We start from the raw sequence: 25,607 nt of genomic DNA, 5'->3' as shown, positions 1-25,607 counted from the left end.
CCTCGCAATCTCTTGTCGGGCGCAAGAGAGATATTAACACTGACTGGCTCTTCTGTCAAGCGTTTTTACACGAATTTTGGAAAATCCCAAAAAATCAAGAAAGGGGCCCTTCTTTGCGCTCATTTAATGGAATGATATTGCTTTCCTCGTTATTTTGAGTATCACGATCGTTTTGTGCTTCTGGTTCTCCCTGTGCGTTTTGTTCCAAATAATAGCTACCCGTTAATGCTAAGCCAACACCAAATGGAATAAGGCCTGGAAGGAGCCAGGGTCCGATGTGGAGGGGGGTAGAGGTAAATTCGGTTGGGAGTAAGAAGCCAAGGGGATATAAACCGATCAGCAAGGTTACTCCAACCATCATTGTAATCAAGCCAGCGCGCAGAATACCGCGACTGCGACGTTGTCGACGCGACATGTCTGGACGAATGCCGTGACTGAGCATGGCCATGCGTTCCCGATACTGAATATAGCGGAGCAGGATGATAAATCCCAGGAAGATGGCCATGGCGACGAGCCATCCGATCAAAAGTGCTAAAACATTGTAAGACATTTCGGGCTACCTCTTTATACAGAAAACTTTCTGTATGATAAGATACCATGAATAGCAAAATAAGTTTCGCCGAATTGGTGAAACTTATCGATTTAATCGTGTCTCTAATATAGTATGATGAGTGAGTATCTATTGCAGCCACCACACAGTATTGGAATACCGCTTCCAAATATAAATTCTGCACCTGCTGAACGGGATGATGCTGCGCTTGTTACTGCAAGCCAGACAGGGGATCAAGAAGCCTTTGCGATTCTTGTCCAGCGGCATCAGCGACGGGTGTTTAATCTTGTTTATCGCATGCTTCAGCAGTATGAAGAAGCGAACGAGGTAACGCAAGATACATTTCTTGCTGCGTGGCAGGGCTTGCCTTCTTTTCGTGGCGATGCCAGATTTTCAACCTGGCTGCATCGAATTGCTTATAATTGTGCCTTAAAACAACTAGAACAACGCAAACGGGATACGGCATTGCAGGCTGCGATCCAGGCAGAAACGGTTGATAGCGATGAGCGTATCGGTGCCGAAATCGAAGCACATGATCGGCAGGAGGTTGTGCGTGAGCATATCTCAACCCTGCCTGCCAAGTATCGCATTGTTCTGGTGTTGAGACATTTGCAAGAAATGACTTATGAAGAAATGGCCGAAATATTGACTATGCCTGTTGGAACAATAAAAACGCATCTTTTCCGTGCGCGTAACTTGCTGAAAGCACGTCTTGAAGCGTTTGATCAAGAGTGGAAAGCGAAAGGATAGTCAATGCATTGTGCAAAAGCAACCCATCAATTACAACTATATCTTGATAAGCAGTTAACTCTGGCACAAACACGTGCCTTGGAAACGCATCTTTCGACATGCCGCTCTTGCTGCCGAGAATATTTTCTGCTAGAGGAGATTGAGCAGTCGCTGCAACATATGGAAATGGTGGCGGAACCGGCTAACCTGACCGTAAATATCATGCAAAAAGTGGCCATTAGCTCTCAGCAGGTGAGAACCCAGAAACGGGAAGTGCATCCGTTGCGCCTTTCACTCTCCGAGATGATTGTTGCGATTATACTAGCTACTATTACCATGTTTGTAATCATCTTAAATCAGCCAGCCACTCGGGCGGGATTGCCCATTGGTAATGGACATGATCCTATATCTCTGTTCCTGTTCTCTATCTGGAATACCCTTGTGACCACGAATCTGAATACTTTGATGGCCTGTCTATGGGTATTTGGAACCCTGCTGGGCGTCTGGATTACGCTGGCCGTAGCTGGATCTGATATGCGTGATCAATGGTATCGAGCCGTGGTTGATCGTTTACCCGTCTGGTAGATTACACCAGTACTACATAAAGCATGCTTTATAAGGGAGGCAGGTAAGATGGGAGCCCTTAAGCAGCAGCAGCCTGGCAGTAAAATACCAGGCTTTTTTTTCCTGTGTCATCCTGGTCCTGTACTATTCCATACTCTGGCCGTCTCAATATTTGCCTTATTGGCGGCCTGGCCTCATCTTGTATGGGGAACACTATTTCTGATTATCGCGGCTCATCTTGCTATGCAATGCTCTATTGCGGTCCTCAATGATTACTGTGATCGGGAACTGGATAGTGTCAGTAAGCGCGATAAACCGCTTGCCCGTGGCATCGTCTCTCCGCGTGAAGCCCTGATCTTTGGCTGGGCGTGGATCGTCCTCATGTATCTTCTCCTTCTACCCCTCAACTGGCTAGCTATTTTGATCTCAACCCTCTACTTGCTGCTGGGTCAGAGCTACAACCTGGGACTCAAATCAACGCCGTGGAGCGGCATTGTCTTTGCCGTGGCAATCCCGCTCATTCCTGTCTATGCCTATGTGGCGGTCGGGAATATGACACCCTTCATCTTTTGCCTGATTCCTGTAGCGGCCTTGCTAGGAGTTGCTTTAAATCTAGCCAACTCATTGCCCGATATTGCCGAAGATGCCGCCAACCATGCTCGTACGCTCGCTGTAGTGCTGGGCGAAAGGCGTACACGCTTTATCTGTCCTCTCTTGATATTGTTAGCAGCCTTGCTGGTGGCTTGCTTTGCCTTGACCAATATCGTTCATGTGCAATCAATACTCTTATGGGCCACTTTAGGCCTGGTGATCATTGGCAGCGGACTAATCATTTTTCAGTCCACAAGCTTAAATACGCCCGGTGGGGGCAAACGCTATTTTCTGCTAGTCGTAGGCACATGCCTGGTACTGGCGAGCGGCTGGCTGGCAAGTACCTTACTTGTCTGATAGATTTTTGAAGCAGCAAGAGAAAGATCAAGCCTGTTCCTTGTGGTCTTCTTGATACGTATGATATCTGTGGCCTCTAAATAAAATGGATCATGTGTGTTTGACGAAAGGTCTTTTTTTATGCCGTTACGTTTGTCCCTGCTCGACACTGTCTTGTCCCGTTTTAATTTCTTACCAATCCCTTTATTTGATACACCACTGGTACCTGGTATCGCCCAGGTGGTTGTGACCTCCTGCGAACTGGGCCTGTTTGATGTGCTGGCTACCAAGAAAGCTCTCTCCCTGAACGCTTTAGCTGAGCACCTGGAATGCCATCCACAAGCATTAGAGCTTTTATTAAATATACTGGTAAGTGCTGGCTATGTGCGTCAACGAAAAGGACTCTACCGCAATTCCCGTATGGCAAAGCGCTGGCTCACCTCGAAATCCTCTGTTTCAGTGGCGCCCTATATTATTCACAGTCCAGATATCGTAGATATTTGGAAACATCTACCGGAAACTATCCGTACCAACAAGCAATCCATGCGTATGCCCTATGATGAAGATGCCAGTGATCCCGAGATGCAGCGTGCATTAGCCAGGCACTATGCAGGCTTAGCCGCGCTAGCCATCACCCTGGGAGGCGAAGTGATCCGCAAGATCAAGCTTCCACATGGTCCTACTACTCTATTGGATGTAGGAGGCTCACACGCAGCTTATAGTGCTCTGCTCTGTCGTAAATATCCTAAATTGCAGGCCACCATCCTGGATATCCAACCAGGCATCGAAGCTGGATTACGCACCGCTAAACAGCAGCACCTGGAGGCGCGCATGAATTTTGTCTGCGGGGACATCATCAAGGACGACTTTGACCAGCAGTTTGGTGCATCCTTTGATGCAGCCTTCTACTTCCAAATCGCCCATCTACTACAGCCAGAGCAGAATCTGCAATTATTAAAGAAAGTTGCCCGCAGCCTCAAGCCCGGCGGACAAATCTTTTATGTCGACCAGGTCACCGAGCAGAGCTCCTACTCACGCCTCGCCAACCAGATGGTCCAACTGATGGCTCTGACCATGGCCATTGTCGGCGGTACCTGCTATCCCTTCTCCGAAGTCCGCTCATGGCTCGAAGAGTGCGGCATGGAGAACATACGCGAGCATCGCCTGCTCACCCCCGGCGCCACCCTGATCAGCGCCGTCAAGAAACGCTGATTACACCCATATTACCAGAGAAGCGAGGGAAAAATCGACCCTCGCTTCTTTTCTATGAGCGTTTAAACTTTGAGAGATTTAAATAAAGGATGTAACCATATATTATGAGGGCGCAGACCAATGGGATAAGTGGCATGAACAAAAATACGTCATTATCCGATATTACTTTATTTCTTGCTAAAAAACCAACCAGGTCGCTGGCTATTGGAGACGCAATAGAAAAGAGCAATCCTATGCTCATTAAAATTGTAGAGTGTTGATACCAGTGTATGTGTATGCCTTGAGAGCGCTGTTTGCGTAAGTCTCTGAGTCCATAAGTGAATAACCCGCAACAAATAACAACAACTATCAGGCTCAGTATGAACATCACTATATCAAAAATAGTACGCATAATTTGATTTCCTTTTTTGAGGTAGGAACTTATGAACGGTTTAGCTTCTTCGAAGAGAGAAAATAGATAGCTATACCCACGGTGACGAGCCCCAATATGCCCATTGGAATGACTGTCCATAACCAGAAGAAGTTTCTGTTTATAATAAGGTTAATCACAATAATAGCCCAAAGAATAGTGTTGGATATACTACCTATAGTTAAAATTATCCCTAGAGTTTTAGTAGACCGAATCATAGAAAAGCTCCTGATTAAATATTAAAAGCAAGTATTACTGCTTTTTAGGCTGTCCTATTGAACCATTAGAGTGCACTATTTGGAATTGTTTGCAGAAATTCATGTACACAACAATTAAAATCTGTAGGATTTTCAATATTGATCAGCATATGACCATTTGGAATAGTCTTTTTCGTATAGTTGGGAAGGGTTTGCTCAAGGTCTCGACATGTAGCACGAATTATGTCAGGAGCATATTCACCTTCAATTATCAGCGTTGGGACATGAATCATTGTATTCCATTGCAATTGGTGTGTTAATGCCTTAAGGTTTGTCAACCCTCTTTTTGGGGGATGCTTCATCGAAGGGATGGCTTCCTCCATTAAAGCAGCCAGCCATTGATAGGTTTCGGTAGATAACGTAGATGGATTAATTTTCAGCATTTTGAGGAATAACTCGCCAGCCTCACGGTAATTTTCTTGCTTCATTGGCTGTATCAATGGTTGAAATTCTTGCAAAATAGTAGGAAGCCCTTTAAAGGCATCTGCAAAAGATTTGGCGGTTCGAAACATAGGTGATGCAAGTACGAGGGCATCAACTGCTTTGGGATACTCATGAATAAATGCTAACGATGAACGTGCACCTACATCTAAGACATAGGCAGATTGCATATCAAGGTTTTGAAGAAGAGCAAACAGATCAACCGTTCTCTTATATGGCTGAGTGGATGCTGGAGATTTGCCATATCCACGAGGATCAAAACGAAGTACGCGATAGTGCTGAGCGAAGTAGGAGAACTGCAACTCCCAGAAATGATGATCGAGAGGATCATGTCCATGCAGAAGCACTAATGGATGACCACTACCCGCTACTTCATAATAAATCTGCGTACCATCAATAGCTGCGAACGCTGCCGTATAGTGAGGCACTGCTTCCTTGCCCATGATAAAACCTCGATTCTTATAAGCCTATAATCACACAAAACAAGAAGGAGACGTTATTTGTGGTTAGAGCGAAATATTAGAAAGACTACACAGATGATGAGGCAAGCAATAGCTAGTATTGTTGTTGTTATCACATAGATCAAACTGAGTGAAGGTATATAAAACATGTCGCTCCTTCAAATATACGTTTTTTAGTTTTTAATGAAAACCTGTTTTTAGCACGTATCAAAAAGTAATAGAGTTGAGGCTTATGGGGAAGGCGATTGCAATCAAAGCAGATAAGAGGCGTTTTTGGGGGCTGGCTTGTATACAGCAGATGGATAGGGGTTCCCGCCTGAACGACGTGCAAGCCTCCTGTGCCTTCCCTTGACCCTTATAAGCACATATCACACAAGTAAAAGATTAGCGCTTTTTAAGGCTGAGATAGAGATTGTACCCTATTGTAATACTAGCCAAGAGTGAAAACACTATTCCTGCATAACGCCAGTAGAGCCCTTCAGGATAGAAAAAGGCTAGCACATAAAAAATCAAAGCGAGCAATAAAAACAGGACTGTAATTACTGATAATTTCTTATTCAACATGGATTTTGCCGTGCTCCTTCACAGAAAAATGAGCGGAAAGCTCTGTTAGGTATACGGTTCAGTAGTCAAAGGAGGTGACGCCTATGGGAAAGCGATTGCAAACAAAGCAGAAAAGAGGCGCTGGGAGAAGAGGAATTATATATATAGGTTCTGCTTCCAGTTTTGTAGATGGGTTGCATTCCATAGAAGCCTTAATGAGTGTGGTTGCTTTCCGCTTTTTCTAATAGCTTCTTGAGTTTTTCCTATGCTGCTATAATTTGAGGTTTGGGAATATTCCAGCCTAACGCTTTGGCAGTTTCTAGCCATAATTCAATGACTTCATAAGCGTTTTTGAGGGCTTCTTCCTGTGTTTTATCGTGTGTTTTTGCTCCTGGGAGTTCAGGCACAGTGACGACATAGATTTTGCCTTATTCATCCCATTGAATAAGGAGTGAATAATGTTGTGGATTCATAGCTCTTCACCTACCTTTTTGAGGGCGTCTCGTACATCTTTGATTTGATATTTCTGTGCATCATCCCCGTTTAACCTCGTAGGGAGATTGGCTATACTTTTTCTATGAGTCATGAGAACTCTCTTTTGCTTCCATTGCTAACTCCTCTTCTACTTCCTCGATAAAGGCCGCAAGAATTGGATCCCAACTCTGGACGAAGGATGCCCAAGCAGGATGAGCTCTCACAATGCGCTTAGCATCGATAAGTGGAATATGGTACAATTCTCTGATAATTTTCATGGACTCGATAATGTTTACGCCTTGTGTATACAAGTTTGCAATAATCTTCTCTTGAGAAGCTCCCTGGGCAACTTGCTTCTGGCAATCTTCAAGAATATTCTCAAACAGTTCCATTACTCGTTGTTTCCTTTATTGCTATTCCTCACTAAAGTAGTCCAAATCTATTTTCTTGAGAATGTATCTTGACTCTTCTGCCACACCAACGTTATGATCAATCATTAATTGAGCTAGTTGTTCTCCATCAATAAGGATAATTTTTAAGTTATCAATTCCATTTGCATAATCAATGGCTTGCTGTGAAAAGTTTGAGGTGGTTATAAAAACGCCTTTTCTTGCTTTCCGTCCTATGAGCGCTCCGGCAAATCCTTGGACAATGGGCCTGGTCACTGTATTTTCCCATCTTTTTGCCTGAAGGTAGATTGCATCAAGCCCTAATTTATCTTCTTTAATGATGCCATCTATACCACCATCTCCTGCTTGACCAATCGCTTGACCCGCATCTTTTCTTGAACCTCCATATCCCATTGCAATAAGCAAGTCGACAACAAGGCTTTCAAAAAACTTTGCTGGATTGTTCTTGATGCGTTCAAGCAATTCTTGAGCTAGCGCTTTCCTGAGGCTCTGATAACTTGCTTCTAAGATTTCTTGAGGAGTTTGGGTTGTCCTTTCAATGATTTCTTGTTGCGTATCGCTTTCTCCATTTGTTTTATTATCTCTAAAAGCGACAAATTCAGGGAACTGAGCAAGAAATTTTACATTGATTTGAGGCGGATTTCCATTGAGTACACTCAGGCCCCTTTCTGTTACACAGAATCTGGATCTTCCTGTACTTTGAAGGAGGAGGGCTTTTACTAAGTAAGTTCGGGCCCAATGAACACGATTGTCGAACTTTCTCTGTTTGCCGCTCGGCAAGAGTTCTTTTCGATCTTGTTCATTAAGTTGTAGTTGTTGTGATAAAAGCTCAATTGCCTCACTGAGAGTGTGCTCATTTCCATCAGAAGCAACCTTTAGTAGAGGAAGCATAAGACTTTGATAATCGGGAACTGCCATATGTACTCCTACGATTTTTATATACAATTATACATTTATAGGTTTTGTTCCTTATAATAACATGAAGAGAGTCTAGGAGTCTATTGCTTATTGGCTTGCCATTTAATTGTATAGAGATCCTTATCTAGAAGTGAGCAATCATTAAGGAAGGCTAAGCCATTGAGCGTTCTTCTGATTGATAGTTGGCTGCCTGGTCTTTTCTTTTACCTGTAATTACTTGAATGTGAACTGGACAAACAGTAAGGCCGTTATATTGCCAATATGCTGTGTTGGGGCAATGCACACCAGAAGAATTTTTTACTTTGCACTGTGAGGTGTTTATTTTCTGTAGCTTTAAGGCTTCATGGTAGTAGGAGGTAAAAAATTGGCTCAAGGCCATACGAAGTAGTTTGATATGGTTGAATGCTAGCCTTGGAAGATCATGTAATTTTTTAATTGAATACCACTGCATATGAGAAGGGTAATTTTTGTTAATTAGAGTAAAGGCATTTGAGCTACTCACACAGTTGTTCGTGACATAGTTGTATAGCTTGTAACCATTGTGAAAAGTAACGTTCACTCTCTACCTTAAACCACACCTCATATCCCACAGTGCCAATCTTGTCATCATCACCTTCCAAAATGTAAACAAAACCATCATCTTCAGCGATTAACAATGCAAATCCTTGATCAAATTCATAGTAAGGTTGAGCAAAATTCCCCCAAGGAATACAAAAATGGTCTCTTAGTAAGGGCTCTGAGTAATATGATTCGGGCCAACCACCTTCAACTCCAGCAAGAGCACCTAAAGAGTCACTTAAGAATGCAGCTCGAAAGCGTAAATCAGGTTCAGGATGCGAAAAATCCCCCACGTCGACAGTGACTTTAACTTTAAAATCAGTAATCAAAGGAAATGCTTCTGGCTTAAATGTCGCCAGGTCGATTGCATTGGATCTTAAAATTTCATTTAGTTTAGCAGGATGAGCCAATAGATAAGGACTTGGAAATTGCAGGACACCATGAAACAAATGTCCACGCAAATACGGATGCGGAGAAGAATTGATCCAAGTTTTGATATCTTCGAAAGCTTCCCATTCGCCCATTATTGGTTTATCCTCCATGATCAGCCTCCTTAAGAACATGTAACTGAACTATAATTACTTGACTTTTGTGAGTACGTATCATACAAGTAGAAATTTAAATTCTTGATATGAGGTGTTTTGCCCCCAGTTTTGCTCCCACGTGTGGTTTTTTGAGAAGTTGTGATTTTTGTCAGGTGGCATAAAACAAGGCCAGAAGCTCGTTTAGATGAAAGCTTCTGGCCTTATAGATTGGTCGGGGTGAGAGGATTTGAACCTCCGACCTCTACAACCCCATTGTAGTGCGCTACCGGGCTGCGCTACACCCCGCCGTTCTTATTGGAACAGGCACAAGTATAGCAGAAATGAAAATTCAAGTCAAGCACTTTGGGGCGCGAATGTTACGGATCAGTGATATTGTCAGGAGAGACGAGTTCAGCGAAAATGTCAGTATGGAAAAAAAGACAGTGACACTGAACTCACAAGAACAACAACGAATCAAACGACTCAATGAGCACATGGCCGGACTCTTGAGCATCAAACAGGTGGCCGAACTGATGCAGGTTTCTGAACGACAAGTCTACCGATGGAAAGCCAGCTATCGAGAAAAAGGAGTCGAAGCTATGGCTCATAAAAATCGTGGGAAAGCAAACCCTCGGCGCATTCCTGACCCAATGCGTGAACACATTGTGCAGCAAGCGAAAGGGGTCTATGCCGGGTGCAACCAACATCATCTCCGTGACTTACTTGAAGAACGTGAAGGAGTGATGATTTCACGCAGCAGCCTCAGGCGCATCTTGGAGGAGGCCAGCATCCTCACACCGATTCCAGCCCCCAAGCTCAAGCATCGACTGCGGCGTCCGAGATATCGGCAGGAGGGACAGTTGGTCCAGATTGATGCGAGCCCTCATGCGTGGCTGCAGGAACGTGGTCCACGTTTGAGCTTAGTTGGCGGTATCGATGATGCAACGGGCAAAGTCGTCGGAGCCATCTTTCGTGAACATGAAGATCAACACGGCTATTTTCAGGTTATTCAACAAATGGTTGAACGCTACGGTCGTCCATTGGCCCTCTATCATGATCGTCATACCATGTTTCCCGCTTCTGATCACCATGCGAGCCAGCACGAGAGCGTTGAGGAGCAATTACGTGGAACGAAAACGCCAACGCAGTTGGGACGATTATTTACGCAATTACGGATGACGTCCATTGCTGCCCGTTCTCCTCAGGCGAAGGGACGTATTGAACGGCTCTGGGGAACGTTTCAAAATCGTCTCGTGAGCGAGTTGCGCCTGGCCAAGGCCTGCACGCTGGAAGAAGCCAATGCGGTCCTGCAAGAGTATCTTCCACGCTTCAATGCCCGCTTCGCGATCGCCGCAGCAGAGTCAACCGTCGCGTGGCAAGCCTGGCCGGATGAGCTTTCATCCCAGGACTGCTTCTGTTTGCAAGAGCAACGCTCAGTCAGCAATGACAACACCATTTCCTACAAAGGACAGCGTATCCAACTCTTGCCAGATGAGCAACGAATCAGTTGGGCACGCTGTAAAGTCATGGTTCACGAACAGTTTGATGGCTCAATACGTATTGTCTACCAAGGACAGTCGGTGCCCTCACGTCAAGCGCCTCCTGATCCGATTCATCATCGCCATCAGGAGCCACCACAACCATCTGCAGCCGTCGAGAAGACAAAGGCACAACCGAAAAAAGGACACACACCTCCAGCGAATCATCCCTGGAGAAAGCGTGCCGTTGTCTCATCTCGTCAGTGACATTTTGAGTGAACAGAAAGGATGACATTTTCAATGGACCTTGACAGCACTTTGGGGCGCGAATATCTGGCATTTTATTGGATAGACTTTTACCCGTTCATCTGTTACAATGTATTACGTAAAATATTGTGCTGCTGAGGCAGCGAAAGGCGATGATGGGGAGAGTAGGCATTTAGATGCGTTCAGGGAGAGAGGGCCACCGACTGGAAGCCCTTTTGCGTGTCGTTTCGCTGAAGTTCACCCCAGAGCTGGCTATTGAACTCCTGGTGTAAAGTAGATAGCCCCGGACGATCACCGTTATTGGATCAAACCGAGTGGAATGTTATGAGATTATCCGCCATGTGTATTACCACGATTAGCTGATCGTGGAAGACCAGATATTGGTGTGACCTCTCTCTGCATTCAATACGGGTGGTACCACGGAGCTTGCTATACCGACAACTTCGTCCCTGTTGACGAATGTCGGTTTTTGTTTTTTTGGGAGGTTGCATGATTGGACAACTCGAGCAGTTGCTCGGACAACTTGATGCGCTACGCGAGCGGGCGCTCGCGGAATTGGGGCCGATCAATTCATCTGCTGAGCTGGATGATTGGGATACGCGCTACCTGGGGCGTAATCGCGGTGAATTGAAGAGTCTTTCATCTGTGATGCCAAAACTGTCAAAGGAAGAGCGTCCTATCGTTGGGCAGAAGATGAATGCTGTGAAGTCGGAGTTAGAGCGCCGCTTAAATGAGAAACGTGAAGAGTTAAAGCAGCGTGAGTTGCTGCTGGCACTGGAAAAAGAACGTATCGATGTGACTCTGCCAGGTCGTATGCTGCCCGCGGGTACTATGCATCCTCTTTCACGTACGATTCAGGAAGTTACGGATATCTTTGTGCGCATGGGCTTCAGCGTATTGCAGGGATTGGAAGTTGAGACCGATTATCATAATTTCCAGGCTCTGAATATTCCCACGGATCATCCTGCCCGTGATATGCAGGATACCTTCTGGGTCTCTCCAGGAGAGATACTACTGCGTACCCAGACCTCTCCTATGCAGATCCGTACGATGGAGCAGCTACAGCCTCCTGTACGTGTTGTGGTACCTGGTAAGGTCTATCGTAATGAAGATGTCGATGCGACCCATGAGGCTATGTTCCATCAGATTGAGGGTTTGCTGGTCGACGAAGTATGTACCATGGCTGATCTTAAGGGTTGCCTGGAGCGTTTCGCCCATGAGATGTTCGGCCCTGAGCGTCGCTTGCGCTTCCGTGGTAGCTACTTCCCGTTCACTGAGCCGAGCGCTGAAGTAGATATTAGTTGCGGTTTGTGTGATGGTAAAGGCTGTCGTGCCTGTAAGTATAGCGGCTGGCTGGAAGTCTTAGGCTCGGGCATGGTCCATCCCAATGTATTACGTAATGTAGGTTATGATCCTAAGAAGTATCGTGGCTTCGCCTTCGGGATGGGTGTAGAGCGCATCGCCATGCTGAAATATGGTATCGGAGAGATACGCCTCTTCTCCGGCAATGATCTGCGCTTCCTGCGCCAGTTGTAGTGGCTTGCTCTTGATAGGAGCATAAAGTGGAGAATAAGCGGCGCTTTTAAGAAGGAGAAGACGCAATGAGAGTTCCTTTGAGCTGGCTCAAGGATTATGTTGAGATTACGTTGTCGCCCGAAGAACTGGCCCATACGCTGACTATGGCTGGTTTAGAGGTTGAGTCGATTGAATATATCGGTAAAAGCTGGGGCGACAAAATTATTACGGCCCAGATTGATCATCTGGAAAAAGTTGAGGGTTCCGACCACCTTAGCTATACCAAAATTAATACTGGTAGTAGCCAGATTAATGTGATTTGTGGCGCGCCCAATATTAAGCTGGGTGATAAGGTGCCACTGGCCTTGCCGGGTGCCCAGGTGGGGGATATCACCATTGGCGAGACGCGCAAGTTTGGCTATGTCTCGCAAGGCATGCTCTGCTCACCACGCGAATTAGGCATGGGCATGGACCATTCTGGTATCTATATTCTGGAGCCTGATACCGCTCTGGGACAGCCACTGGTTGATCTGCTGGGTGAGGTCGTGCTGGATTTCTCGATCAAGGCGCATCGGGGTGATCTATCTTCGATCATCGGTATCGCGCGTGAGGTTGCGGCTTTGACGAAGAAGCCTTTGCATCTTCCTGAGCCACACTTTCAGGAGCAGGGGACGCCTGTGGCCGAACTGGTCAAGGTTACGGTTGAGGATAATGAACTGTGTCCGCGCTATACCGCTCGCGTGATTGGTAATATTAAGGTTGGCCCTTCGCCCGCATGGATGGGTAGACGTTTGCTGGCAGCTGGCTTACGGCCAATCAGTAATGTGGTAGATGTGACTAACTATGTGTTATTAGAGTACGGCCAGCCGTTACACAGTTTCGACAACGATCTGGTACCTGAGCATCATATCATAGTACGCCATGCCCGTCAGGGTGAAGAAATCACTACCCTGGACGATGTGAAGCGTAAGCTGACAGCAGAGATGCTGGTCATTGCCGATCCAACTGGTCCTACCGCCATCGCTGGTGTGATGGGTGGTGCGAGCAGTGAAGTCAGCGATGCAACTACAAGCGTCCTGCTGGAATCGGCAAACTTTAAAGCCAGCAGTGTCCGTCGCACTTCGAGCACGCTCGGCCTGCGTACCGATGCTTCCAGTCACTTCGAGAAAGGCTTAGATCCGGATCTGGCGCTGGCTGGTGCTAACCGTGCCGTACAACTACTAACAGAGTTGGCTGGTGGTACCGTACATCCAGGTGTGGTTGATATCTATCCCAATCCAGTTCAGCCGCGTGTCCTGGTTTTCTCGACAGATGATATTGAATGGCTGACCTCGATGCAAGTAACCCAGAGTGAAGCTATTGAGGCATTACAGGCGTTGAATTTCACTGTGACTGCCGGTGAGGATGGGAAAAGTATGCAGGTCACTGTTCCAACCTATCGTAACGATGTGACCCAGTCCGCTGATCTGGTCGAAGAAGTAATTCGCCTGATCGGCTACGAGCATATTCCCAGCACTATTCCTGATGGTCCTTTACCGGAACAGACCATCGATCGCTGGTTTGAGCGTGAGCAACAGGTTCGTTCACTCTTGATTGGTGCGGGCCTGAATGAGATTGTGACTTATACGTTAACCAGTCGAACACGTATGCTGAAATTGCTCGCTCAGGTGGATACGGCATCGGCAAGCGTTCTTTTGAGGGCACCTAATAGATCGGCTTCCCAGGAAGAAGCTCGTCTACTGGCGTCCAATGAAGCGTCTGACGTGGCCAGCTTTGATCCACGTACACTGCCGGCGGTCGCCCTGGTTAATCCACTGAGTGCCGATCAGGAAGTATTGCGCCTCACTTTGATGAGCAGTTTGCTGGAGATCATTCAGGAAAACAGTAAGCATAATAAATCTGGCTTACGTTTCTTCGAAGTTGGGCGCCGCTACCTGCCTGCGGAAACGAAGTCCCAGCAACCAGATGAGCGTCGTACAGTAGCCTTTGGCCTCTGTGGTCCAGCCGAAAATACCTGGCTGCCAGAGCTAGCGCGGCCAGCGGATTTCTATGATCTCAAAGGTATTGCCGAAGCCTTACTTTCCGGCTTAAAGATTCGTCACTACCACTTCACGCCCACGCAGCATCCAACATTCCATCCAGGCCGCTGCGCCCTGTTGGAATTGGCCTACGAGACCGAGAGTGGCGAACATGCATTCAGCCCGGTTGGCGTCTTAGGAGAAGTACACCCACTGGTCCAGCAACGTTATGACCTACCATATCGCGCTTATATGTGTGAATTAGACCTGGAACGCCTCTACTCGGCAGTACCGCAGCAGATCACTTACCAACCCATCTCGCGGCATCAAGAGTTGACCCGTGACCTGGCTCTCGTCGTGGATCAGCATATTGCGGCCCAGGAAATTCAAGATAACATCGTGCGTCATGGAGGCAAGCTACTGCGTTCAGTCGACTTATTCGATGTCTACACCGGTGATCCCATTCCAGCAGGCAAGAAGAATTTGACCTATACCCTTGTCTATCAAGCCCCGGATCGCACTTTAAAAGACACCGAAGCTAACGAACTGCAAGAGCGTATCATCCGTCTCCTCAACGAAGATTTTGGAGCAGTCCTGCGCTAACCACCATCCCTCAAAATGATAAAGAGCGCTATCCGCAGACCCCAAATGTCTACAGCTAGCGCTCATACTCACAATCCAGCCCCCTATCATACTCACAATCACCCCCCATTTTATGAGAGGGAAACATGAATGGCGGCCGCAGCCGCCATTCATGTTTCCCTCTCATAAAACAAGCGAGCGCCGCAGGCGCGAGGTGTCATAAAAAGAAACCACTCAACTGCCATCACTTAGGCGTTTATGGCTATCAAAAAAAATATACTGAGCTTGCACTATTGAAAATATCATCGATACATTTTATAGTATGTATGTTCGTCAAAAACAACTTACTTCCCATTATAATCTTGCCTTGCCGCTATTTCCATCTGAGATACTTTTTGTAACTCGAAATAACGCGATAATTAGAGGCCAGAAAAATAAAACAGTAAAGTACCAAATTTGTCACACAAAGTGACAAATGTGCTACCCTATCGTTTAATCAGTGTAAGTTTATTTACACTTAAACGTAAAATTTTATGAGAAATGTGGAGAGTTGTGGTTACCAGCAAGCTTTGTTTATATACCCGTATATAGTGAATAATTGGCATGTATGGTTGTGGTCTTATTTTTGCAAGAAGAGCTTTAAAGAATGAATCAATGTTTGCGTTGTAACCAGCCTTGTAGTGCTTCGGCTATGTTATGTGACCAGTGCCGTGCACAGCTACAGCAGCCAGGTCAGCGAGGTAGAGTAGAGGTGGTGGAGGCTCAATCGCCCGTGGAGCGTGTTCCTGCCGGGCACTCTGAGCAAGTCCATGAAAAAGATCATGGTGGCCATGTATCTAATGCGACCGTTCCTATGGACACTATGGACGCTGAAGCAGATATCCCCTTTCAAGCGAGTGAAGATGAGCCTTCCTCGGTACCTTATGTTGATGCATCCAGTCATTCCTTACAATTACTGAATCATGCTGCTCGGATGATTGCTGATGTAGATGAGGATGAGGTTGCCGCTCAGAATGGTGGGCGTGGGCCACGGGCGTCCCGGCTGGCCCCATTGCGTGATATTTCAGCGGACATTCGGCGTGATAGCACGCCCTTGCCAAACACGGCCTTCAGTACAGAACTTGGCACCCGTAATGCTCTGGATGAGAAGATGCCCGATCTCTGGCCCTGGTTACATACAGCAGAGATTGACGAAGAAAAAGATGATTGGGTTGATCGTACAGATCCCCTACTGGCCCGTAAACTGCCTTCCAGCCCTAGATTGAGGCGTCTGTTAACCGGAGAAGGATTGGCCCGCATGTTCAAGGATGCGCGCCAATCGCCGCGTCAACGCTGGCGCTTGATCTTTATTGGCCTCTGTCTGTTGACGATGTTTGCGCTGGTAGTTGACGCTGTGTTAGTCACATTTGTCGGACATGCTGGTCCCCAATCTTCATCTGGTTTGCCTCCAACTATGAACCTGTCAACGCGCGTAGCTAATCAGGGAGAACAGGTCACAATTCACCTCAGAGATTTTGGTCCATTCGCATCTATCGTGCTTTCACATGATATTCAAGAGCCTTTAACGATGCTCAATGAAAAAGGTATTGTACATGTAGATGCTAAAGGATCGAAAGATGTTGTTATGGTCATTGACAGTAGCTGGCAAGGCGGCTCGCATACCATTGCGGCCGAGGATATGGCGACGCGTTACACTGCCAGTGCTATGTTGATGATTGGCAATGATCCAAGCCGACCGGCGCATTTACAACTGGGAACCACAAAGGTTGACTTTGGCACCTCTTTTGAGGGGGCGAATTCTTTAAAAACTATCACGCTTAACAATAATGGTGGCGGTATTATCTCCTGGGCGGCCAGTAGTAGTGATTCATGGTTGATGGTCACGCCTGATCATGGTATGTTTAGCGATCACCAGGTTATTCAGATCGCGGTTGATCGTAACAAACTAAAGCCTGGCGACTATAATGGGAAAGTTACTTTTTCTTCTAATGTAAGTGCTCCACAAGATGTAGCTGTGCATATGAAAGTAGAACCATTGCCACCTGATGCTGGCGCTGTTTTGAATGTCTCGCCAGCGCTGCTCTCCTTTACAGCTATTGATGGCATGGCTGATCCAGCCGCGCAATCTTTGACTATCACTAATCCTGGCAAAAAGGTATTAAACTGGACCATCAAGAGCCAGTTGGCCCTTGAGGAGGCGAACACCAACCGCCTGTACAATCTCGTTGGTATGAACCCACAATGGTTAAAACCAGATGTAACCTCTGGCCAGGTCGTACCCGGTGAAACTGCTTCTGTCAAGATTAATGTACATAGTTTTAATTTACTGCCGGGTACCTATAATCAGGTGCTAACATTTACCGCTGGCAATGGAGCCTTGAACAGTCCTCAAAATGTGGGCATTTCTCTGACGGTACAGCCGCGTTGTAGTCTGGCGCTGAATACTGGTAGCCTGGCCTTTACCGCTGTTGCAGGCCAGAGTAGCGCCAGTAGTCAGGCATTAAATTTACTAGGCAATACTAGTTGTAATAGCGGTGCAAGCTGGCAAGCAACCTCTTCTGTACACTGGCTAACTCTGGCGCCAGCCAGTGGTCAATTGCAGGATGCGGCGACCGGTTCCACAACTGCCACCGTTAGCGCGGTTGGTTTGCAGCCTGGTACTTATAGCGGCACCATTACGATAACGCTGGGACAAAGTACCCAGACTGTGGCGGTTCAATTAACGGTGCAGGCGCCGCCGCCGCCGTCGGCACCCATTCTTGGGGCTTCCCCGCTAAGCCTTAATTTTAGTATGACCAAAGGGAAGCCAAATCCACCGGCACAAAGTATTACCGTTGCGAACACAGGTAAAAGTCCGCTTACCTGGCGAGTTCTTTCTAGACCATTAGCTAGCTGGCTAAATGTGACGCAAGGTCAGAGCACCTTGAATGCAGGAGATACAAATAGTGTCCTGGTCAATGTGGATGCCAGTGGTCTGACTCCAGGTAGTTATACCAGTCAGATTACATTAAATGGAATTGATAACAGTGGCAATCTAGCGGGTGGAAGTCCACAAACGGTGGGCGTGACCTTTACGGTCTCCGCTCCCTGTACATTGGCGTTACCTTCAGCCACTTCGTTGGCCTTTAATACAACCCAGGGTGCCCCTGATCCTGTGGCGCAACAATTTACGTTTAGCGCTTCGGGTAACTGTAACTGGCCATTGTCAGTAAAGCTTGACCATAATGCGTCAGCCAGCTGGATGAAGTATACAGGGTCAGATAAAACGAATAATACCTTTACGCTTGCCACCAGTGGTCAATCAGCAACGATTATGGTCGGCCCCAGTAATGCTGGTCTGGCGGCTGGAGACTTCCGAGACTCGATTACCATTTCAGCGACTGACAGCAGTGCTCAGTCAGTGCCTGGAAGTCCTCAATCCCTTGACATTGATATGGTGGTCCTGAAACCCTGTACGTTACAGGCTAATTCAGCAGGACTAAATTTTTCGGCGCCGCAAGGAGGACAATCCACTGCCAGTCAAAGTATTCCATTAAGCTTATCTGGAAGTTGTGTTCTGCCCGTAGGCTGGACTGTCTCAGCAGATAGTATCTGGATACAACCCAAATCATCTTCAGGGATTGATAATGGGCAGGGGAGTTCACTTGATGTCTCGATCAATACCAGTGGCTTAGGGGTTGGCACTTACAATGGTATTATTACGATTACCCCTACTGGTAATAATGGTGCTTCGGTCGATGGGAAGCCACAAATTCCAGTAACGCTCACCATTACAGGTGCCACAGTTAACGTCACCATTAACTCCTGTCCGACCTCGGATTGCGCGTTACCAGCACCTTTACCCGGTGCGCAAGTCGCGCTTTATGATGGATCGGGTAATCAGATTAGCAGTAAAACAGCTGATAGTAGTGGTGTGGCTGTCTTTAACAATATTCCGATTGGCACCTACCGGGTTACGGCCAATGGTACTGATATTGGGCAGGTTAATTATACAGGTGATAGCTCAGTTTCAGTAACGGGTACGATTGTGACATTGAATATGAATGTCTTCCCGCCGGCGACCCCTACTCCGGATCCAACGCCTTAATACATAGTAGTATGTTTTCATGCTAGCCAGGGGAGCGAAGGCGCCCCTATCGTGTAATATCAGTTCGAGCAAAAAAGTGCGCCGCGGCGCACTTTTTTGCTCGAACTGATATTACACGATATTCCCGTCAGGGAACGAGTGTGGCACGCGCTAATCTGGTATTGCAGACACATAAATTAAGCCCAAACTTATTCATGCTAAGAACGTATAGATAGATAGAAGAAAATATTTGATGTATGGATATTTTGTACGTCTAAGTGAGGTAGTGAGCCTGCTGTAAATCTTCTGCTTCTCAAATTGTTTATCGGTTGATCGCAGGTACATAGTGGGTGAGCAGTGATGATGTCGTTCCGTATTGCTAGAAGGGGGAGATAGGGTCAACTATCCTTGTTGCGTAGCCTTATCTCAATGAATGTGTTATGGATACCAGACGTTGTATGTATTGTGAGGCTTTGCAGCGTGCTGATGCACAGATATGTAGTCGCTGTGGACACAATTTAACAGCTCCAGCTCCACGTACTGCTGAGCCAAAATTACAAACCCAGGCTTCTACCCACCGTGCCGGGCATACTTTTGGCTTGCATCCTGAGGATCAACCATATCAATCTAGCATGATGACGGCCCAACCACGACCCCTGGCTGACGAAAAGGAGCCTCTGTATCGTGGTAAGCCGACGCCCGAACGTATACTCTTTCCTTCTACCAAAGAGGCGCCAGCCCTTAAGGCTCAACGAGCGGCCCTCTGGCGCCAGCAGCAGAACAAGAGGGTAGTCTTAGAGCAGGTCCAACCACGCTGGCCAGTTCAGATTCAGCCAAAGGCTGGATTTTCCAGGCGCACTATCTCATCAATACTCACCGTGTCCTGTATCTTTTTATTGTTGGCGGCGAGTATTATTGCATTTGCCTTTATCGGTCAACGCTCGACTGTAGCCGTCGCTATTATTCAAGCTACGCCCAACACGTTGCGGGTACATGATACCTTCACTTTATCCGGTCGAGGATTTTCCCTACATAGCAAGCTTTCTTTCTTTCATGATGGGCATAAGGTTTTCCCGGATGATAAAGGTCAGCCATTAGCGGTAGAAACCGATGCTCATGGTGCATTTACTCTTTCCGCTCAGGTGCCAGACGATTGGGCAGTAGGCCCGCACCAGATAAATGCGGTGGATAATACTCGTGGTAGTAATGCTATCACACAGATCACGATACAAGCTCCACCTGACCAGAAACCGGCCTTGCAACTCTCGCAGCCAGAATGTCTTTTTCCTGGTGCGGCTCCAGGGATTGTTTCCAGTCAGTCTATCATCCTGTCAAATACGGGAGGGGGGAAGATTAGCTGGAGCGTGGCCAGTGATCAAACCTGGTTAAGTACTACTCCCGCGAGCGGTACGTTCTCTGGCAGCCAGAATATTCAAGTAACAGTGAATAGAGGAGATCTGGCGCCGCAGCCATATAGTGGCCACTTAACTTTTACCCAGAAAGGCGCTGGTGGCGCTACTTTAACTTTACATGTGGCGATGGAGGTCACACCCGCACCGGCCGCTCTTAATCTTTCTGTGACTGAACTGAATTATACTGCCAGCAATAGCCAGGATCCTAATGATCAGTATATTACTTTACATAATAGTGGTACGCGCGCCGCTAGCTGGTCTAGCACATCTGATACTGGTGATAAGGCAGCCTGGTTTACGGTGAGTCCCGATCATGGGGAAATCGCGCCAGATGCAAGTGAGACTATTGCCGTTTCCGCGCATTCGTATCACCTGGCTACCGGTGAATACCAGGGAAGCATTCAATTTGCTGGTGGCTCTAAAGCTCAGGTTAATCTGATCATGAATGTAGCAGAAACAGGGAACCTGGTTGTATCTCCACCTGCCTTGAACTTTACTGCTCTCGCTGGCAAAGCAGCGTCAGATCAGAAGGTCACGCTGCAAAATAGTGGAGGCTTTGCCCTGAATTGGGAAGGGAAGATAAGTACAGCCGATCAGGGCGCGTGGCTACAGGTGTCGCCTGCGCATGGCACACTGGTTGGAGGCGAGCAGCTTGCCGTAACCGTGAGTGCGGATGCCAGTCAGCTACATCCCGGTTCGTATCAAGGCACGATTACCTTTTCCTCTTCCAGCGGTAATAGCAGACAGATAGCTATCTCGCTGGTAGTTTCGGCACCACCAACGCCTGCTATCAAAGTGCAACCGACCAGCCTTAGCTTTATAGTGCAGAATAACCAGGCCGTGCCTGCACAAATAGTGTCTTTACAGAATGCTGGTAATACTACACTCCAATGGTCAGCCACTGTAAGCGGTAGCGAAAATGGTATCCTGACCGTGAATACGGCCACTGGAACACTCAAGCCAGGTGAGAGTGCTACTATAACAGTAGGGGTGCAGGTACCCAAAGACGGATTAAAGAGCTCTACGGCTACTATCCTTATCTCAGCGACCTCGCCTGATGCAAAAACATTGCAGCAGAACGTCCAGGTGACTATTGTAAGTAATAATACGCCAACGCCTGGTGCGGTAAAAAGTAAGTAAGGTCAGCGTCCTGCTTATTTTATTGACGCTCTTTCCTGTCTGTGCTATAGTCTGAAAAGGCATAATCACGCTATGCTATATAAATAAGCTATTATTTTTGCGGAGGATAGAGTCGTGCCAACCATTACATATGTGCGCGAAAATGTACGGGTGGAGGTACCCGAAGGAGATACAGTCCGGTATCCAGCGTTAGAGAATGACGTACCTGTCTACTGTGGAATCTACAAGTTTGCTAATTGTCACGGCAATGGCTTCTGTGGCACAGACCGTGTTGCTGTCTCCCCATCTACCGGCACCAACGAACTGACATTCATGGAGAAGTTCTGGTTGCGCAATGACCTTAAGAAGAATCCCAATATGCGTCTTGCTTGCCAGGTACAAGTCTTCGATGATATTACAGTCGAGACCCAGTGCAAATAGTGCACTCTTTTAGAGTGAACATATAAAGAACCCCGGCTCAAAGATTTTCTAGTATACATTCTACTAGTGCTTTATAACCGGGGTTCTTTATTATTTTTGGCGTATGTATGTATGTATGAGTCATCCCAGATTTTTGAAAAATCTAAAAATGGGTTCCACTCTTCTCATGCGGAAGGTGCAGGAGGGCGGCTAGCCCTTCTGCCGGGGTGCGGGGCAGGCATGCTGGGGGCATGACGTCCCCGCAAAACCTCTTTTTTCTTTTTGCACGCTGCCGCAGGCGGCGCGAGAGGGAGAAAGAATGAGCGGGGACACCCTGTACCCCGGCAGGGAGGACCCTGCACCCCGGTTTAGGAACTTTTTCAAAAGTCCGAGATGACTCATTCGTCACATGCAAATGTGTCTGCTCACTACCAGTTTTTAGCGAATGGCAAAATAGAGTCGTTGCGCAAATTGGTTATTCCAATAGATCTCAACATAACCTGACAGCTTGTTAGGAAATTGCATCTGTATGGAAGAGTTTTGTATATTGGTAGCATTATACTTAATGGGACCTGGTAGTGTTATTGGCATATAAGACTTACCATTAGTAAACCATTTAGCCGTTACCTTTCCTTCCTGTCCCTTTGGTGGCTGTACACTCAATGTCAAATAAAACTTCTGACCGGGTTGAAAGATCGTTTGTGCTTGTATAGGTTGATAGTTTTTATCAATATTGGCAGCCAGTGAGGCCGAAGGAATAATCATCTGAGCTGGACCAGAGTCTTTGTCTGTTCGAGCGGGTGGATCTGGAATCTTCACATCATCTGGTGGGACACTCTTAACTGGTGATGTTCCAGTATAGAGACTAACCATCCTATCCCAGGTACCACTGGCCTTGGCATAGTAACTCGCGCCCGTACAGAGTAGCAACGTGACAATAATCACACTCAGTAGTCCACTGATGACCCGATACTTAGGGACGATTGGCCGTGGCTTCGTAAACATTGGTGGCACATGTACCACATCGGGGGAGAGTGGTTCGGCCGGTAACAGGTGCTCAACTGCCTGTTGTGGTACCAGTTGCAAAGAGATCGTCGACTGGCGGCCGCCGGGCTGCAAATCCGTTCCTCCCTGATAGGGAACTGGAAGCATTGATTGCTGATCTGGTTGAGCTGCGCCATTTTGGGCGCCAAGTTGGCCGGAAGGTTGTTGCTGCCAGGAAGGCATAGGATTGTATTGTCCTGATGGCTGTTGCCAGGAGGGCATAGGATTAGGATCAGCCTGCCATGAATGTGTAGCCGCTGAATTCGCCAATGCATCCGATTGCCAGGGAGCGGCGGCTGTATTAAAAGGCATTTGAGGAACCTGTGGTTGTTCCCATTGTCCTCCATATGGTGTGCCGCCTTGCATTTCGGGGCCACCCCAGGACGCTGAACTCTGAGCTCCTGTTCCCCAGCCTGCTTGTTGAGGTTTTTCCAATAGTGGAGATGGGGCCCCGCAATTAGGGCATGGTGCCTCATTTGCCACACGAGCTGCTTTACAAAAGGTACAGAACATTTTCCTCGCCTACCTTATAGAAGTTTTTGCCGTAGAAGTTTTTGCAAATACACTTCTATCTATTAATGCTAACACAATTTTACACTACATCACAGTAACATTTAACTCCCGTTATGATCAAGTTTTGCGGCTTTCTTTAGGGCAAAATGGCTATATATAGTCCGCATCTCTCCAATATGCATCAATATATGTCAAAAATTGTCGCGTGAATCTTCTGTACTTGCGCCTGATCTTTTCTTGGTGTTACCATGGATGAATAGCAGATTTATTTTTATGTCGTGTTTGTTTCTCACTCTCAATGTCTGTTTTGCTCTTTCGAGCGAAACCTCGCGCCTGCGGCGCTCGCATGTTTTATGGTATGCTGGTAAATGATGTGCTATAGCACATCATTTACCAGCATACCATAAAACAATCATTACCTGCGAGAAGCTAGGAGGTGCAGGAGAGTCAGCAAGGCCTTCCTGCCTGGGGTGTGGGAGTGTCTCCCACAACCTCTCTTTCTCTTCGCACCTGGAAGGAGCTAGGAGGTGCAGGAGAGCTGGCGAGGCCTTCCTGCCGGGGGCGTGGGAGTATCTCCCACAACCTCTCCTCTCCCCCCTCGCATCTAGAAGAAGCTAGGAGGTGCAGGAGAGCTGGCGAGGCCTTCCTGCCGGGGGCGTGGGAGTATCTCCCACAACCTCTCCTCTCCCCCCTCGCATCTAGAAGAAGCTAGGAGGTGCAGGAGAGCTGGCGAGGCCTTCCTGCTGGGGGTGTGGGAGTGTCCCCCCCAAACACTCTCCACTCTCCTCGCGTCTGGAAGAAGTAGGGAGGTGCAGGAGGGCCGGCGAGGCCTTCCTGCCGGGGGCGTGGGGGTGTCCCCCACAACCTCTCCTCTCCTCCCTCCCGCCGCAGGCGGGAGAGAGTTTTGTATACTCTTTATAAAGCACCATTTAAATACAACTGAAAGGACACCACTTTTATTTTATGGCTGAGACGCAGGAACAATGGTATAACAGGCAAGCTATTGAACAGTTAGCACAGCACATACCTTTTGAGCGGGACGTGGCTTGTAAATCTGAGCTAATTGAGATGCTCCGAGGATTGGTAATTCGCCATGGTCGGGAGATGGATCCTGAGTTGTTCGGCTTTGAGGCACGTAATGAACTTGTTCGCCTGGGATTATGGAATCGTATTGGGCAAGAAGGGACACAATCATGACGCAAAAGACGATTGTGATTACAGGCTGTTCCAGTGGCTTTGGCCGTTGTACAGCTTTAGATCTGGCTCGCCGTAACTGGCATGTTTTCGCCACAGTGCGTAAAGACGCTGATAAAGAATCTTTGTTACAGGAAGCAGAGCAGCAAAAGTGTCAGGCACATATTACCCCGTTACTCTGCGACATTACGCAGAGCGAGCAGGTAGCTAAACTGGTTAGTGATGTAGAACAGATCTTGCGTACGGAGGCAGGTGAGACACAGCCGCTACGCCTGGATGCTCTATTGAACAACGCCGGCACGGCTTATGGTGGTCCGATCGAGTTAATGCCATTAGAAGATATTCGCTCACAGTTTGAACTCAATGTGATCGCCCACGTAGGTGTGACACAGGCCTTTTTGCCACTCTTAAAAGCGGCCCGTGGCACAATCATCAATGTCAGTAGTATCTCTGGTCGCATCTCCGTACCTGTTACAGGTGTGTATTCAGCCAGCAAATATGCGTTAGAAGCATTGAGTGATGCATGGCGGCTAGAGCTAGCCCCATTTGGTGTGCGTATGGTTTTGATCGAGCCTGCCTCCAGTCCGACTGATATCTGGAAGACCAGCCTGCAACGGTCAAGCGAGCATATTGGTGCTGCGGGCGAAAAGAGTCCTTATGCTCGTCTGGTTAAGATGGCAGAGTCTTCAGCCATGCAGTCAATGACCAAAGGTTTTCCCGTCCAAAAGTTTGCTGATACCGTCGTGCGGGTCCTGGAAAGCCCACATCCCCGGGCTCGCTATGGGGTGCCTGGCTCGGCTACCGTATTAATGACACTCAGACGCTTTCTGCCTGACAACCTATGGGATCGTCTTATTCGTCTGGCGATGCACTGGTAATTATTGCCTCTACAACAATGGCGCTTGCTTGTGCTATGATAATTACAGTAAATATTTTTGCAACTGGTGCCAGGAATGATGTTGTCTATCACAGAGACTGTTAATCATTCATTCTTTGCTTCCC

At 47.4% G+C, this 25,607-nt stretch carries 19 protein-coding genes and 1 tRNA gene; 12 read left to right on the top strand and 8 right to left on the bottom strand.

Features of this window, described 5'->3' with window-relative positions; translation table 11 throughout:
* Window positions 1-94: 94 nt before the first annotated feature.
* Window positions 95-550: a DUF6249 domain-containing protein gene (locus EL633_RS06460; RefSeq protein WP_126626399.1), complete on the bottom strand. Its 456-nt coding sequence runs from the start codon at window positions 548-550 to the stop codon at window positions 95-97.
* A gap of 132 nt (window positions 551-682) precedes the next feature.
* Here EL633_RS06460 and EL633_RS06455 point away from each other — a divergent pair, with 132 nt between their 5' ends.
* The 4 genes from EL633_RS06455 (at window position 683) to EL633_RS06440 (ending at window position 3,982) form a co-directional block, all read left to right on the top strand.
* Complete coding sequence (locus tag EL633_RS06455) at window positions 683-1,300, top strand: RNA polymerase sigma factor (RefSeq protein WP_161981995.1); 618 nt, start codon at window positions 683-685, stop codon at window positions 1,298-1,300.
* A gap of 3 nt (window positions 1,301-1,303) precedes the next feature.
* The gene (locus EL633_RS06450) at window positions 1,304-1,864 is read left to right on the top strand and encodes an anti-sigma factor family protein (RefSeq protein WP_126626397.1); all 561 of its coding nucleotides are present in this window, start codon (window positions 1,304-1,306) and stop codon (window positions 1,862-1,864) included.
* Window positions 1,865-1,912: 48 nt separating this feature from the next.
* Window positions 1,913-2,791 (top strand): UbiA family prenyltransferase, encoded by an 879-nt coding sequence (locus tag EL633_RS06445; RefSeq protein ID WP_126626396.1) that lies wholly within the window; start codon window positions 1,913-1,915, stop codon window positions 2,789-2,791.
* Window positions 2,792-2,911: 120 nt separating this feature from the next.
* Complete coding sequence (locus EL633_RS06440) at window positions 2,912-3,982, top strand: class I SAM-dependent methyltransferase (protein WP_126626395.1); 1,071 nt, start codon at window positions 2,912-2,914, stop codon at window positions 3,980-3,982.
* A 692-nt stretch (window positions 3,983-4,674) separates the two neighbouring features.
* Here the strand turns inward: EL633_RS06440 and EL633_RS06435 are convergent.
* From EL633_RS06435 to EL633_RS06410, 6 genes are all read right to left on the bottom strand, one after another.
* Window positions 4,675-5,532, bottom strand: coding sequence for an alpha/beta fold hydrolase (locus tag EL633_RS06435; protein ID WP_126626394.1), 858 nt, complete (start codon window positions 5,530-5,532; stop codon window positions 4,675-4,677).
* A gap of 824 nt (window positions 5,533-6,356) precedes the next feature.
* Window positions 6,357-6,515 (bottom strand): type II toxin-antitoxin system HicB family antitoxin, encoded by a 159-nt coding sequence (locus EL633_RS38090; RefSeq protein ID WP_126629360.1) that lies wholly within the window; start codon window positions 6,513-6,515, stop codon window positions 6,357-6,359.
* Between the two features lie 153 nt (window positions 6,516-6,668).
* On the bottom strand, window positions 6,669-6,959 hold the full coding sequence (locus tag EL633_RS06425) for a hypothetical protein (protein WP_126626393.1): 291 nt from the start codon (window positions 6,957-6,959) through the stop codon (window positions 6,669-6,671).
* 21 nt (window positions 6,960-6,980) lie between these two features.
* Entirely contained in the window at window positions 6,981-7,895 is a 915-nt protein-coding gene (locus EL633_RS06420) for a restriction endonuclease (RefSeq protein WP_126626392.1), read from the bottom strand.
* Window positions 7,896-8,389: 494 nt separating this feature from the next.
* Window positions 8,390-8,995 (bottom strand): hypothetical protein, encoded by a 606-nt coding sequence (locus EL633_RS06415; protein ID WP_126626391.1) that lies wholly within the window; start codon window positions 8,993-8,995, stop codon window positions 8,390-8,392.
* 211 nt (window positions 8,996-9,206) lie between these two features.
* Window positions 9,207-9,283, bottom strand: a tRNA-Pro gene (locus tag EL633_RS06410).
* Window positions 9,284-9,318: 35 nt separating this feature from the next.
* Here EL633_RS06410 and EL633_RS06405 point away from each other — a divergent pair.
* The 6 genes from EL633_RS06405 (at window position 9,319) to EL633_RS06380 (ending at window position 21,875) form a co-directional block, all read left to right on the top strand.
* Window positions 9,319-10,722, top strand: coding sequence for an ISNCY family transposase (locus EL633_RS06405; protein ID WP_126626390.1), 1,404 nt, complete (start codon window positions 9,319-9,321; stop codon window positions 10,720-10,722).
* A 489-nt stretch (window positions 10,723-11,211) separates the two neighbouring features.
* Window positions 11,212-12,258, top strand: coding sequence for a phenylalanine--tRNA ligase subunit alpha (gene pheS / locus EL633_RS06400; protein WP_126626389.1), 1,047 nt, complete (start codon window positions 11,212-11,214; stop codon window positions 12,256-12,258).
* Between the two features lie 65 nt (window positions 12,259-12,323).
* A complete protein-coding gene (gene pheT, locus EL633_RS06395; RefSeq protein ID WP_126626388.1) occupies window positions 12,324-14,858 on the top strand; it encodes a phenylalanine--tRNA ligase subunit beta in 2,535 nt (844 codons plus the stop codon).
* A 625-nt stretch (window positions 14,859-15,483) separates the two neighbouring features.
* Window positions 15,484-18,924 (top strand): BACON domain-containing protein, encoded by a 3,441-nt coding sequence (locus EL633_RS06390; RefSeq protein WP_126626387.1) that lies wholly within the window; start codon window positions 15,484-15,486, stop codon window positions 18,922-18,924.
* 419 nt (window positions 18,925-19,343) lie between these two features.
* On the top strand, window positions 19,344-21,455 hold the full coding sequence (locus EL633_RS06385) for a BACON domain-containing protein (protein WP_126626386.1): 2,112 nt from the start codon (window positions 19,344-19,346) through the stop codon (window positions 21,453-21,455).
* A gap of 114 nt (window positions 21,456-21,569) precedes the next feature.
* Window positions 21,570-21,875 carry a 2Fe-2S iron-sulfur cluster-binding protein gene (locus EL633_RS06380; RefSeq protein ID WP_161981994.1) on the top strand — a complete coding sequence of 102 codons (306 nt, stop codon included), beginning with the start codon at window positions 21,570-21,572 and terminating at the stop codon, window positions 21,873-21,875.
* A gap of 417 nt (window positions 21,876-22,292) precedes the next feature.
* Here the strand turns inward: EL633_RS06380 and EL633_RS06375 are convergent, their stop codons facing one another.
* The gene (locus tag EL633_RS06375; protein ID WP_126626384.1) at window positions 22,293-23,381 is read right to left on the bottom strand and encodes a hypothetical protein; all 1,089 of its coding nucleotides are present in this window, start codon (window positions 23,379-23,381) and stop codon (window positions 22,293-22,295) included.
* A 993-nt stretch (window positions 23,382-24,374) separates the two neighbouring features.
* Here EL633_RS06375 and EL633_RS06370 point away from each other — a divergent pair.
* Both EL633_RS06370 and EL633_RS06365 read left to right on the top strand, forming a co-directional pair.
* Entirely contained in the window at window positions 24,375-24,608 is a 234-nt protein-coding gene (locus EL633_RS06370; protein ID WP_126626383.1) for a hypothetical protein, read from the top strand.
* On the top strand, window positions 24,605-25,483 hold the full coding sequence (locus EL633_RS06365; protein ID WP_161981993.1) for an SDR family NAD(P)-dependent oxidoreductase: 879 nt from the start codon (window positions 24,605-24,607) through the stop codon (window positions 25,481-25,483). Before EL633_RS06370 ends, EL633_RS06365 begins: the two co-directional genes overlap by 4 nt.
* Window positions 25,484-25,607: the final 124 nt, after the last annotated feature.

The organism is Dictyobacter alpinus, assembly GCF_003967575.1.
In the GTDB taxonomy this organism is placed as follows: Bacteria; Chloroflexota; Ktedonobacteria; order Ktedonobacterales; family Ktedonobacteraceae; genus Dictyobacter; species Dictyobacter alpinus.
This window is presented reverse-complemented; position numbering and strand designations above follow the sequence as displayed.